At 62.0% G+C, this 12,627-nt stretch carries 9 protein-coding genes and 1 pseudogene; all 10 read right to left on the bottom strand.

The window, feature by feature from the left end; all coding sequences use genetic code 11:
- Window positions 1-20 precede the first annotated feature (20 nt).
- The 10 genes and pseudogenes from QD408_RS05285 to QD408_RS05240 all read right to left on the bottom strand — a co-directional run bounded on the left by QD408_RS05285 (window position 21) and on the right by QD408_RS05240 (window position 12,069).
- A complete protein-coding gene (locus tag QD408_RS05285; protein ID WP_088682739.1) occupies window positions 21-1,457 on the bottom strand; it encodes an efflux transporter outer membrane subunit in 1,437 nt (478 codons plus the stop codon).
- Between the two features lie 150 nt (window positions 1,458-1,607).
- Window positions 1,608-4,718 carry an efflux RND transporter permease subunit gene (locus QD408_RS05280; RefSeq protein WP_414138576.1) on the bottom strand — a complete coding sequence of 1,037 codons (3,111 nt, stop codon included), beginning with the start codon at window positions 4,716-4,718 and terminating at the stop codon, window positions 1,608-1,610.
- Between the two features lie 48 nt (window positions 4,719-4,766).
- Window positions 4,767-5,978, bottom strand: coding sequence for an efflux RND transporter periplasmic adaptor subunit (locus QD408_RS05275; RefSeq protein ID WP_414138575.1), 1,212 nt, complete (start codon window positions 5,976-5,978; stop codon window positions 4,767-4,769).
- Window positions 5,979-6,134: 156 nt separating this feature from the next.
- A complete protein-coding gene (locus tag QD408_RS05270) occupies window positions 6,135-6,734 on the bottom strand; it encodes a TetR family transcriptional regulator (protein ID WP_414138574.1) in 600 nt (199 codons plus the stop codon).
- A gap of 109 nt (window positions 6,735-6,843) precedes the next feature.
- A complete protein-coding gene (locus QD408_RS05265; RefSeq protein WP_414138573.1) occupies window positions 6,844-7,788 on the bottom strand; it encodes a phosphoribosylaminoimidazolesuccinocarboxamide synthase in 945 nt (314 codons plus the stop codon).
- 84 nt (window positions 7,789-7,872) lie between these two features.
- Window positions 7,873-9,615: an SLC13 family permease gene (locus QD408_RS05260; protein WP_414138572.1), complete on the bottom strand. Its 1,743-nt coding sequence runs from the start codon at window positions 9,613-9,615 to the stop codon at window positions 7,873-7,875.
- A 93-nt stretch (window positions 9,616-9,708) separates the two neighbouring features.
- Window positions 9,709-10,390, bottom strand: a pseudogene (locus tag QD408_RS05255) (phosphoribosyltransferase).
- 14 nt (window positions 10,391-10,404) lie between these two features.
- A complete protein-coding gene (locus QD408_RS05250) occupies window positions 10,405-11,211 on the bottom strand; it encodes a pseudouridine synthase (protein ID WP_414138571.1) in 807 nt (268 codons plus the stop codon).
- Between the two features lie 173 nt (window positions 11,212-11,384).
- Window positions 11,385-11,591, bottom strand: a complete 207-nt coding sequence (locus QD408_RS05245; RefSeq protein ID WP_004679163.1) for a hypothetical protein — start codon at window positions 11,589-11,591, stop codon at window positions 11,385-11,387.
- Window positions 11,592-11,730: 139 nt separating this feature from the next.
- Window positions 11,731-12,069 (bottom strand): hypothetical protein, encoded by a 339-nt coding sequence (locus QD408_RS05240; RefSeq protein WP_088682731.1) that lies wholly within the window; start codon window positions 12,067-12,069, stop codon window positions 11,731-11,733.
- Between the last annotated feature and the right edge of the window lie 558 nt (window positions 12,070-12,627).

Here is a 12,627-nt window from a genome sequence, read left to right as displayed (position 1 = left end):
CCAGAAAGGCAAAATGCCGATCAGCTCTTGGCCTTCGCCGGCGCAGGCTTCACCGGCGCGGTGGTCTTGCCGCCGGGCGCATAACCGCCGCCGACTGCGATGTTCAGCGAGACGTAATCCTTGGCCATCTGCTGGACGGCCTGGGCAAGGCTTGCCTGGGCAAGCGAAACCTGGCGCTGCGCATCGAGAACGTCGAGCAGCGAGGAGGCGCCGTCCTTGTAGGACGCGGTCGACAGTTCGAGCGTTTCCTGCGTGGTCTTCACCTGGGCCTGGAGGGCGGCGACCGTCTGGGCGTCGCGGCGGACAGCCGCGAGTGCGTTCTCCACCTGCTCGACCGCGGTCAGCACCGTCGACTTCCAATTGAGGTAGGCGGTTGCGGCGTCGGACTGCGTCGCCTTGACGTTGGCGCGCAGGCGGCCGCCGTCGAAGATCGGCAGGTTGAGGGTCGGACCGAAGGACCAGGGGGTCAGGTCGCCATGGATGCCGCGCTGGTTGATGAAGGACGGCGAGATCGAGCCACTGAGCGAGATGCTCGGATAAAGCTGCGCCTCGGCAACACCGATATTGGCCGTTGCGGCGGCGAGATCACGCTCCGCGACGCGAATGTCCGGACGGTTGCGGATCAGGTCCGCCGGGATGCCGGAGTTGATGCCGCCGCGGAATACCGGCTGGCCGCGCCCCTTCAGCAGTTCATCGACAAGGGCCGAGGCCGGCAGGCCGAGCAGCGTGGCGATGTGATGGGCTGATATGCGGATGTTGGTTTCGAGGCCGGGAATTTCGGCGAGCGTCGACTGTACGAGGCCTTCGGCCTGAACGACGTCGAGACGCGAGGCCGCACCGGCTTCAAGCTGGAACTTGGTCAGTTCGTAGGTTTCCTGACGAGACTTCAGGTTGGCCCTCGAAAGCGCCAGGCGCTGCTGATAGTAGCGAACGTCGATATAGCTCGAGACGAGGTCCTGCACGAGGGTCAGCTTGGCGACATCAGCCGATGCGTATGCGGAATCGAGCGAAGCGAGCGCGCTCTCGGTGCTGCGCTTGTAGAGGCCGAAGAGATCGAGCAGCCAGCTCAGCTGGACGTCGCCGGCACTGGTGTTGCGCGTGTCGACCTGCGTGCGCAGTTCGCCCTTCTGGCCGCTGACCGTGTGCGAAGCGCCGACGTTCAGGCTCGGCAGGCCGCCTGCGCCGGCGGTGGTGACGTTTGCAGAGGCCGCATTGATGCGTTCGATCGCCTGCTGAACCGACAGGTTCTGATCGAGGCCGGCATGGACATAGCCATTCAGCTTGGGGTCGTTGAAGGCGGTCCACCAGGCTGCGGTAGCAACGTCGCCAACACTCTTCGTTCCACCTTCCCCGAATTTGGCGGGCAGCGGCATTTCAGGAGGAGCATGATCCGGGCCAACAACACAGCCCGACAGTAATAACAATAATGCCGGCGTGGCAAAACGAAGAGATACCATTCATTTCATCCTGTACTCGAGCAAGTCAATTCTTGTCCAAAGCTTCATGCTTCACTATCGCAGCCGCGCCTCGTTCTACCACAAACACACACACCGAAGCAGTCGGGCGCAATGTAGCAATCGGAACAGCATTATCACAGTGCATTTATATCACAGTCCTGCCGCATTTTTGGCGCGTGTGGCAAAGATGCGTCGAATGACGACGAAAAAGGACGGCACGAAGAAAATTCCCAGCATCGTCGCCGCCAGCATGCCGCCGAGAACGCCGATGCCGATGGCGTTCTGTGCGGCCGAGCCCGCGCCCGTCGCGATCGCCAGCGGCACGACGCCGAGAATGAAGGCGAGCGAGGTCATGATGATCGGCCGCAGGCGCAATCGCGCCGCTTCCAGCGTCGCCTCGTAGAGTCCCATGCCAGTTTCCATGCGGTCCTTGGCGAACTCGACGATCAGGATCGCGTTCTTGGCCGCCAGTCCGATCGTGGTGAGCAGGCCGACCTTGAAATAGACGTCGTTCGCCTGGCCGAAGAGCGTTGCCGCCGCCAGCGCACCGAGAATGCCGACAGGCACCGCCATGATCACCGAGAAAGGGATCGACCAGCTTTCGTAAAGTGCGGCCAGGCAGAGGAAGACGACGAGGACGGAGATCGCATAGAGCATCGGCGCCTGCGAGCCGGAGAGGCGCTCCTGATAGGAGATGCCCTGCCAGGCCACAGTATAACCGCCGCCGAGTTGCCCGGTCAGCGCTTCCATTTCGTTCATCGCATCGCCGGAGGAAACCCCGGGAGCCGAAGCCCCGTCGAGCGGAATGGCGCTGACGGCGTTGAAACGGGCAAGCGAGGGCGCGCCCTTCACCCATTCGGTTTTGGTAAAGGCGGAGAAGGGCACCATCTCGCCGGCATTGTTGCGCGCATACCAGTGATTGAGATCGTCTGGCTGCATGCGGAAGGGCGCGTCGCCCTGGACATAGACCGGCTTGATCTCACCGTTCAGCGTGAAGTCGTTGACGTCGCGGCCGGTGAAGATGATCGACAGCATCGAATTGACCGAAGCGATATCAACCCCCATGGCGCCGATCTTTTCCTGATCGAGCACGATGCGCATCTGCGGCTCGACTTCCTTGCTGCTGCTGCGCAGCGCCACGACCTTGCCTGACGAGTTGCCCATCTGGATCAGCCGCTTGGAGGCGGCCGTCAGGGCGTCGTTGCCGTGGCCGCCGGTATCGACGAGATACATGGAGAAGCCGCTCGATACGCCGAGACCCTGGATCGCCGGCGGCAGAAGCGCGAAGACCTGCGCCTCGCGCATCGCAAAGAAGCTGCGCAGCGCACGGTTGACGACCGACTGCGCGCTCAGGTTCGGATCGGTGCGCAGCGAGAAGTCCTTGAGTTTGGTGAAGACGATGGCGCTGTTCTGTCCGGAGCCGTTGAAGCCGAAGCCCAGCGCGCCGAAGACCGACTCGACGGCGTCCTTCTCATTCTCACGATAGTAATTTTCGACCTTCTCGACGACCGCCTGGGTTTGCTGCGTGGTCGAGCCCGGCGGCGTGGTGACGATGGTCAGCAGCACGCCCTGGTCTTCCTGTGGCAGGAAGGAGCTCGGAAGGCGGGTGAAGAGATAGGCGCAGCCGGCGCCGACGAGAAGGAAGACCAGCATGACGCGGATCGGCCGTTTCAGGAGATAGCCGATGCTCCTGACATAGCCGTTGGTCGAGCGGGTGAAATTGCGGTTGAACCAGTCGCCGACACGGTGCTTCCTGTGTTCGCCGACCGGCTTCAGCATCGTGGCGCAGAGCGCCGGCGTCAGCACGATGGCGACGAGCGCCGACAGCAGCATGGCCGAGACGATGGTGATCGAAAACTGGCGATAGATGATGCCTGTGGAGCCGCCGAAGAAGGCCATCGGAATGAAGACGGCGGTCAGCACGAGCGCGATGCCGACGATGGCGCCGGTGATCTCGCCCATCGACTTCTCCGTCGCTTCGAGCGGCGAAAGCTTCTCTTCCGACATGATGCGTTCGACGTTTTCGACGACGACGATCGCATCGTCGACGAGAAGGCCGATCGCCAGCACCATGGCGAACATCGTCAGCGTATTGATCGAATAGCCGGTGGCCGCCAGCACCCCGAAGGTGCCGAGCAGGACGACGGGAACGGCGATGGTCGGGATCAGCGTAGCGCGAAGGTTCTGCAGGAAGACGAGCAGCACCACGAAGACGAGCACGATCGCCTCGATCAGCGTATGCACGACCTTTTCGATCGACAGTTCCACGAAGGGCGTCGTGTCGTAGGGGTAGGTGATCTTCACGCCTTCCGGCAGGGTGCGGCCGATGACGTCGAGCGCGGAGCGCACGCGGGCGGCGGTATCGATGGCGTTGGCGCCGATTGCGAGGTTGACGGCGAAACCGGTCGAGGGCTGGCCGTTGTAGCGCGAGCCGCCACCGTAGCTTTCCTGGCCGATCTCGATGCGCGAGACGTCGCTCAGGCGTACCGTCGCGCCGTCCTTTTCGACCTTGAGAATGATGTGTTCGAAATCGGAGACGGTGGTCAGCTGGCTCTGCGCGGTGATGGTGACGTTGAGCTGCTGACCTGAAATCGTCGGCTGGGCGCCGAGCGAGCCGACGGAAACCTGGGTGTTCTGCGCCTGGATCGCAGCCGTGACGTCGCTTGGCGTCAACTGGTATTTCAGGAGCTTGAAGGGATCGAGCCAGACGCGCATGGCGTATCCGGAACCGAAGACGTTGATGCTGCCGACGCCTTCCAGGCGCTGGATCTGATCCTCGATGGAGGTCGACATGATGTTGCCGAGGTCGACCGAATTGCGCTTGCCGTCGGTTGAAACGAGCGAGCCGACGAGAAGAATGCTCGAGGTCGAGCGCGTCACGCTGATGCCGGCATCGATGACGTCGCCTGGAAGCTGCGACTGAACGAGCTGCAGCTTGTTTTGCACCTGCACCTGGGCGATATCGGGATCGATGCTGGTTCCGAAGGTGAGCTGGATGCTGGCCGAGCCGGTCGACGAGGTCGAGGTCATGTAGGTGAGGTCGTCGAGGCCGGTCATGCCGTCCTCGATGATCGTCGTCACCGATTTCTCGACGGTCTCGGCGCTGGCGCCGCGATAGGTGGCGTTGATGCGGACCGTCGTCGGGGCGATGTCGGGATATTGCGAGATCGACAGGGTGAAGATCGCCAGAAGACCGGCGAGCATGATGGTGATCGCAATGACCCAGGCGAAAATCGGACGTCGGATGAAAAACTTGGCCATCGGTTGTTCCTGTGCGGCTGAGACGGTGACGATGCGGGCTCGGAGCGATTACTTCGCTGCGGGCTTCTCAGCGTCACCGGCCGCGGGCTGCTCGGCAGCCACGACCACGCCATTGTCGTTGATCTTCATCGGAACCGGCTTCACCGGCATGCCTGCGGTGATCGACTGCAGGCCGCTGACGATCAGCTGATCGCCGTCCTTGATGCCTTCGGTCACCAGCCAGGAATTGTTGGAGGGCGAGCTGTTCTCGAAGGCCCGGATTTCGACCTTGCCGTCGGCGGAAACGAACTGCGCCGTCAGCCGGCCGTTGGCGTCACGGCTCGTTGCCAGCTGCGGCAGCGCGTAACCGGTTTCGGCGCCGAGCTCCACCGTGGCGCGGACATACATGCCGGGCAGGACGATACGGTCGGGATTGGGAAAGAGCACACGGATGATGAAGGTGCCCGTGGTCTCGCTGACCACCTGCTTCGACATGTCGAGCTTGCCCTGCTGATTATATTCCTTGCCGTCTTCGAGGATCAGGTGAAAGGCGACGTTCTCCGCGCCCTTGATATCGCCGGCGGCCATCGCATCGCGCAGCCTCAGGAGGTTCGTGCTCGATTCCGTCAGAGAGATGTAGATCGGATCGAGCTGGCGGATCGTCGTCAGCGCCGTGGTCTGGTTGGCCGAGACGACGTTGCCGATATTGTAGGCGGTCTGGTCGATGACGCCGTCGAAGGGCGCGACGATCTTCGTATGATCGAGGTCGATCTGTGCGGCGGAAAGGGCTGCTTTTGCCGACTCGACCTCGGCCTTCGCCTGGAGAAGCGTCGTCCTGGCCGTCTCGTATTCGATCTGTGTCGCGCCGCTGCCGACGAGGCGCTGGTAGCGTTCGAGATTGCTTTCAGCACTCGGAACGCTTGCCTCGGCCTTGGAGATGGCCGCCTTGGCCTGCTCGACGGCGGCGATATAGGGCGCATCCTCGATCTGATAGAGAAGAGCGCCCTTCTTGATCTCGCCGCCTTCCTTAAAGGCGATCTCGCGGATGATGCCGCTGACCTGCGGCCGGATATCGGCCGTCTGGAAGGCTTCGGCGCGGCCGGGAAGGATCGTCGTGATCGGGAAACTTGCCTTCGTCAGGGCGACCACGCCGACCGGGGTCGCCTGCTGCGCCGCGCTCGCGCCGGCATTGCCGGCGGGCTTGCCGGCGTTGTCGCTGCAGGCGCCAAGCAATGCGCCGGCCACGAGGGCCGAGGAGATGAGGAGGGCACGCCGGATCATTCTGAATTTCCTCATGCGGTGGCAATCGCCGTTCGATCCACGGGCTCGGCGGGCCGGGCGCAGGCTTATATAAGCGTCAGGATTGGCTTGGCTTCAAATGCCATTGTCCGAGTCTAAGAAAAGCTTTACGAAGTGACGTAAGTCAGCAACCGTCACTTAGCAAGCGCTATTTTGCAGTGCGGCATCGACGAAGCACACGATATTCTCAGCGCGGCGCACCAGCGTCTCCTTGTCGTCGCGAACGATGAGAACAGGGTGCAGCACGCAGGTCAGGAGGTCTGCGACGGTGTGTGCCGCGTTGCCGGGATCACTACAATGGTAGCTGCCCTCCGCGATGCCTTCGCGAATGATCTCGCCGAGCTTTTCCTCTATACGGGCGCGGTAGCGATTGCCGGCCTCGAGTTTGGCCTCGATCGTGGAAAGCACCATTTCGAAGATGTAAGGGCTCTTCTGGATGTCCTGTAGATGGCCCTCCAGCAGGCGCAGGACGAAGCGGAGCAGTTGCTCCTTCGGCGGCAAGTTGGGGTCGGCGACGAAACGCTCGGTGGCGTTGTCGAGATGGCGCCCGGCGATGGCGTCGGCCAGCGCGATCTTGGAATGGAAATGCTTGAAGACATTGGCGGGCGACATATGCAGCGCGCCTGATATATCGGCGATCGACACGGCCACGAAGCCGCGCTCGCGAAACAGCATCTCCGCCATGGAGAGGATGTCCTGTCGCGTTTCCTCGGCCTTGCGTCTCGGCCTTCTTACCATTTATCCCCCGCCGGGCCGCGCCCGGTATTCCCTTTTTTCCAATGCTAGCGCTGTTGAGCGAAAACTGCCAAGCCGATGCCAGGCCCGGCGGCTTTCGCGTGTCGTCTTTTCAAGGGAAATAAGGGGCGAGGTTGTTGCGGACACGGGCAAGCGGCGTCTCGCCGCTGTCGTCGAGAACAAAGCGTTCGCCGGTGATCGCTTCGTAAGCCCTGATGTAGACGGCCGAGGTCTGCTCGATCAGGTCGACGGGAATTTCGGGGATTTCGTCCTTGTAGGGGTCGCAGCGCTCCGCCACCCAGGCGCGGACGAAATCCTTGTCGAAACTTTCCGGCCGCTTTCCGGCGGCAAAGCTTGCCGGATAGCTTTCGGTAAGCCAGTAGCGGCTGCTGTCCGGCGTGTGGATTTCATCGGCGAGGATGATGTTGCCGTCGCCATCGGTGCCGAATTCATATTTGGTATCGACGAGGATCAGGCCGCGTTTGGCCGCCATCTCCTGGCCGCGGGCGAAGAGGGCGAGCGCGTATTGTGACAGGGTCTCCCATTGCTGCTTGGTCAGAAGGCCGCGCGTGACGATTTCGGCAGGGGTCAGCGGCTCGTCATGACCGCCGTCGAATTCCTTGCTGGTCGGCGTGATCACGGGCTCCGGCAGGATCTGATTGTCACGCATGCCGTCCGGCAGGCGCATGCCGTACATTTCCCGCTCACCCTTCTTATAGAGAGTCAGGATCGAGGTGCCGGTGGTGCCGGCGAGATAACCGCGCACGACGATCTCGACCGGCAGGATATCGAGCCGCTTGCCGATGACGACATTCGGATCGGGATAGTCGAGCACGTGGTTCGGGCAGATATCCCTGGTCGCTTCGAACCAGTAGCGCGCCGTCTGCGTCAGCACGTGGCCCTTATAGGGAATGCAGGTCAGGATGCGGTCGAAAGCGCTCAGCCGGTCGGTGCTGATGATGATGCGGCGTCCGTCCGGGAGGTCGTAATTCTCGCGCACCTTGCCGCGGTAGTAGTTCGGCAGTTCCGGGAAATAGGCTTCGGAGAGGATTCGCACGGCGCTCGACGGTCCTTATGATTGAGTGAAGTTTTCCTGCTCTAGTTTCATTGCCGGGGAAGTCAAGTCGAGCCAACTATCGCATCACAGCCAGAACAGGGCCAGGAGAAAGAGGGCGAGGCCATAACTTGCAAGGGTGAGCGGCCAGCCGGCGCGCAGGAAATCGCCGAAGCGGTAGCCGCCGATCCCCATCGCCAAGGTATTGTTGTGATGGCCGAAGGGCGTGAGGAAATCGAGCGATGCGCCGGCGGCGACCGCGATCAGATAGGCGTCCGGCCCGTGCCTGCCGGTCTTTGCGAATTCCAATGCGATCGGGGTCAGGACGATCGCGACGGTCGCGTTGTTGACGAAGGGCGTCAATGCCATGGCGAGAAAGAGGATGAGGGCGATGCCGGCAAGCGGGTGGGCGATGGGCACGACGATGCTCAGCCAGCCGGCTATGGTTTCGGCCGCTCCGGTGGTGGCCATCGCCTGGCCGAGCGGGATCATCGCCGCGAGCATGATGATGATCGGCCAGTTGAGGTCGGCCATCGCCTGCCGGATGTTCAGATGATTGAGCAGGGCGAGCACGAGCACGACACAGGCAAAGGCGATGTCGGGACGCAGGCCGGCCGCGGAGGCGGCGACGCCGCAGGCAAAGAGGGCAAAGGGCCGCCATGAGAGGAGGATCGGTTCGGCCGGAGTTGTCGGGGCAAGCGGCAGGCACTCGCTTTCCTCGAGCGCTTCGGCGATCGCCATACGCGGTCCCTCGAGCGTCACTATATCGCCGATCGACAATTGCAGGTCGAGGAAGCGTCCCTCGATGCGCGGCGCGCGCATGGAAAGAGCGGTGACCGCGACGCCGCGGCTGTGAAAGACTTCGAGCGAGCGGATGCGCGAGCCGACCAGTGTGCTTTCCGGCATGACGACGCTTTCGACGCGGGCGAAATCCGGCTGAAGGCCGTGCGGATTGATATCGGCCACCAGCGCCTGCGCGGCGGCAAGGCCGGCAAAAATCGTATCGCCGCCTTCGGCAAGCAGGACATCGCCGGCTTCGATCACCGATTGATCGAGCGGGCCGAAGACGAAATTGTCCGCCCGGATCAGCGCGTGCGGCTTGATGCCGAAACGCGCCGAACAATCGGAAAGCTTCACGCCGATCAGCGGTGAGACGTCGGGAACACGGCGCTCGACGACGATGCGGCGAACCGCCGGGGAGACCGTCGCCGGCGCTTCGTCAGGTTCGGGAAACAGACGCTGCACGCGAAAAGTGATGAGAAGAATGCCGGCGATTGCCACCGGCAGGCCGACATAGGCGAAATCGAAGAAACGAAAGCCTGTTCCCGTTGCCTTGGCGAGCCCGTCGCTGACGAGCAGATTGGCCGGCGTGCCGATCAGCGAAACGAGGCCGCCGAGCAGCGCTGCAAAGGAGAGGGGCATGACGATCTGGCGACGGGGGATGGTGAGCGCCGTGCCGAGCCGCAGCGTCACCGGCAGGGTGATCGCGAAGGCGCCGATATTGTTCATGAAGATGGAAATGAAGCCGGCAAGCGCCGATGTGCCAGCGATCACCTTGAAGTTTGAGGGCCTTGCGGCTGAGAAACGCGCGGCAAGGCTGTCGAAGAGCTTGGCGCGCGCCAGCACCTGGACGATCAGCAGGATTTCGACGACGGTGATGACGACGGGGCTGCCAAAGCCCGTGAAGATCTGGTCGGCCGGATAAAGGCCAAGCGCATGACCGGCAAGCAGGCCGGCGATCGAGACGACCTCGATACGGATGCGACCGAGCGAAAAGAGAATGAGCATCGCCAGCAGAAGGATCAGCAGGGATGCTTGTTCGAACGACATGGGCGGATCCGTAGTGCGTCTATCGGTCGGACTGTGGTCGTCCGGTTCGCTATAAAGCGGTGCCGGCCGGCGAGATGCAATCCCGATATTTCGTTACGGTGCCGCCTGCCACCGGCCCGCGGCATTGCGCTCCAGGATGGGCGTTGCGAAGACGCTGACGATACGCGCCGCCCATTGCGGACCGGCGGCGGCGAGACTTTCGCGCCAGCGCTCCGACTAGCATTGCCGCGCCGATGGCGGCGGGTTCGATGCCGCAGGCCGTCAGCAGGTCCAGGCCCGCGACGATCGAGGCGCCGCTGGAGATGACGTCGTCGATCAGAGCGACGCGCCGTCCCAGAAGCAGCGGCAGCATGCGTGGATCGATATAGAGGCGCTTCTGCTGCGTCGGCGTGGTGATCGAGGACAGGGCAACCGAGAGATCGTCGCGATACCAGAATTTGCGCGAGGTACCGAGCGGAACATATCTCTGGTGGCCGAGCTTTTGTGCGACGGCGGCGGCGAGCGTCAGGCCGAGCGTCGGTAGGCCGGCGACGATATCGATCTGCAGAGGCCTGATCCTGTCGGCGAGGCTTTCGGCAAGCGCATCGAGCACGGCGAAGCTCGCCTGGTTGACGATCAGCGAGGCGAGGGCGCGATCGCCATCGGCGAGCACCCGGATCGGCAGGCGAAGCTGGCGGCCATCTTCCAGCACGGCGACATAGAAGGAAGTGAACTCCGTCTCCTCGGCAAAGGTGCCGGGCGGGTGAAGTTTCTGCCAGAAATCGTGCGGCGCCATGTCAGTCACATCGCTCAATTGCGCCTCGTCCTTTCCATGCCGGCTTTGCGGCGCAGCGCCTGCAATTCCGCATCGGTCAGCGCACGCACGGCGCCTTTCGGCAATTCGCCGAGCTCGAGCCCGCCGATCGCGACACGCACGAGGCGCAAACATTCGGCTCCGAGCGCCTCCAGCATGCGGCGGATCTGGCGGTTGCGGCCTTCGTCGAGCTCGACTTCGATCCAGGAATTCCTGTCGCCCTGGCGCAGCCGCCGCGCCGCCGTTGCCGTCAGCTGCTCGCCGTCATGGCGGATGCCCGAAGTCATGGCGGCCAGCGTTTCGTCGTCCATGATGCGGTCGACCTGGACATGATAGGTCTTGGTGACATGCGTGACCGGATCGAGCAGGACCTGGGCGAATTCCGTGTCGTTTGTAAAGAGCAGCAGGCCTTCGCTCGCCTTGTCGAGCCGGCCGACGGGAGAGAGATGCGGAATGTCGAAACCCTTGAGACAATCATAGACCGTCGGCCGGCCTTCGGGATCGTGACGGGTGGTGACAAGCCCGCGCGGTTTGTTGAGCATCAGATAGATCTTCGCCTCTGCGGCGACGGGGGAGCCGTCGACGCTGATCCTTGCCGTGGCGAGATCGAGCCATGCGGAGGCATCGCTGACGATACGGCCGTCGACGGCGACGCGGCTTTCGGCAATCAGCCGCTCGGCCTGCGTGCGGGAGCAATAACCGAGCTTGGAAAGGGCGCGGGAAAGCGTGACTCGCTTGGCTGCGGCCTCGGCGGCGGGTTTTGCCCGCTCGCGCCTTTTATGCGGTGGGCGCCGCTCCCTCATCTGTCGTCCTTGTCTGCCTCGATGCCTTTTCTTGGCATGAACGGCGCAACGATGCCAGTAAGGCACGCCAGGGATGCCGGCAAGGCAATCAAAGATCGGGAAAACAGGCGTCGTCAGAAATCATCAGCGCTTGGAGAAAAGCGCCGTCAGACAGGATAGGAGGCCGCGCTGCCTTAACGGCAGGCCATGAAGCCGGCCAGTTCCTTGCGGCTCACGACGATACCGGCGGCGGCTTTGACAGGGTCGGGATGTGTGTAGGACAGGCTCGGCATTTCCGGCAGTTCGAGTGCCTGGCGCATATTCATGATACCGACCGCGTAACGGCCGTTGGCGCCGTCGACGCTGACTTCAATGATGCAATTGGCCCTCTTGTTTTCCATTGTCGTCCTCCCTTTAGTTTTTTATGTTCCCACCACTTGCATTAAAAATTGGTTTTTCTGAGACATAAGCCTTTACGCACCCAGCCGAAAAATGGATCGGCGGGTGCGTAAAAAAGCTGATTTTAAACGGACTTGACGTTCAGTGCCACCAATGGCGCGGCTGTGGCTGCGAATTGCCGGACAGCAGATATCCGGCAAGAAAGCCGATGGCGCCTGCAAGCGCCAGTGCAGTGGTGGTCACGGCCACGTGCTCGCGGGCGGCACCGGCGGCAGCCGCCCCTTCCGCCCGGATCTGGGCGACGGCGTTCTTTGCGCGGGGCAGGGCATCCTCATAGGCTTTGCCGGCGCGGCCGCGCACTTCGTAATAGGCTTCGGCGCCCTGAGCGGAAATCATCTTCTGCAGGCGGGATACTTCCTGCTGGAGTGCGGCAATGTCCTTGCTCACAGATGCTCTGATATCATCGGTATTGGCAGCCATGTCGGTCTCCTTCCTTACAATGGGAGAAACAACACTCCAGACCGCGATAGGTTCCGAATGTCGGTCGTTGATTTGTGACGGAAATTTAAAGCGCGCCGGTCGGAGGCGCTTTAATCCTCCATTAACCATAAATTCGCTCAAGGCGCTGTTTTCTAGTCATATTTCGGCGGTGGAGAGCAGGCTTTCGATGGTTTTTTGACCGGCCGATAAAAGAATTTTCGGGAATCTGATCCGAAAAGGCCGCCTGTGGATAAAGTTGAGCGGCAAAAATGCCTGCCGAATCAACCTGTTACAAAAATGTCAAAAAACTTTTGGAATGAGTGTTGACTGTTTGGGAGGGTTAGTTCTATAAGCCCACTCACTGACGAGGGCGGCGGCGCTGCTGGCGACGAAGTTACTCGTTCTAGTGAAACTCAAGCGGATTGGCTGATGCTGGTTTGTGTTCTGGGCTTAGGTTTGGAGCGGGTTTTGYCGACGGCTTATGTGTCGTCTGTTATTTGACAATTGAAGATTGGAAGAAAGAGAAACGTGGGCGGCGGAGCTTGCGGGATCTGAGAG

This window comes from Rhizobium sp. BR 249, assembly GCF_047445895.1.
Lineage (GTDB): Bacteria > Pseudomonadota > Alphaproteobacteria > Rhizobiales > Rhizobiaceae > Rhizobium.
The sequence above is the reverse complement of the archived record's forward strand: the minus strand, read 5'-3'. Positions and strand labels throughout refer to the sequence as shown.

Coding starts and splice junctions, on each gene's coding strand:
- QD408_RS05280 (WP_414138576.1), bottom strand. CDS start 4,718: ATGGCCAAGTTTTTCATCCGACGTCCGATTTTCGCCTGGGTCATTGCG.
- QD408_RS05285 (WP_088682739.1), bottom strand. CDS start 1,457: ATGGTATCTCTTCGTTTTGCCACGCCGGCATTATTGTTATTACTGTCG.
- QD408_RS05245 (WP_004679163.1), bottom strand. CDS start 11,591: ATGGAAAACAAGAGGGCCAATTGCATCATTGAAGTCAGCGTCGACGGC.
- QD408_RS05240 (WP_088682731.1), bottom strand. CDS start 12,069: ATGGCTGCCAATACCGATGATATCAGAGCATCTGTGAGCAAGGACATT.
- QD408_RS05250 (WP_414138571.1), bottom strand. CDS start 11,211: ATGAGGGAGCGGCGCCCACCGCATAAAAGGCGCGAGCGGGCAAAACCC.
- QD408_RS05275 (WP_414138575.1), bottom strand. CDS start 5,978: ATGATCCGGCGTGCCCTCCTCATCTCCTCGGCCCTCGTGGCCGGCGCA.
- QD408_RS05260 (WP_414138572.1), bottom strand. CDS start 9,615: ATGTCGTTCGAACAAGCATCCCTGCTGATCCTTCTGCTGGCGATGCTC.
- QD408_RS05270 (WP_414138574.1), bottom strand. CDS start 6,734: ATGGTAAGAAGGCCGAGACGCAAGGCCGAGGAAACGCGACAGGACATC.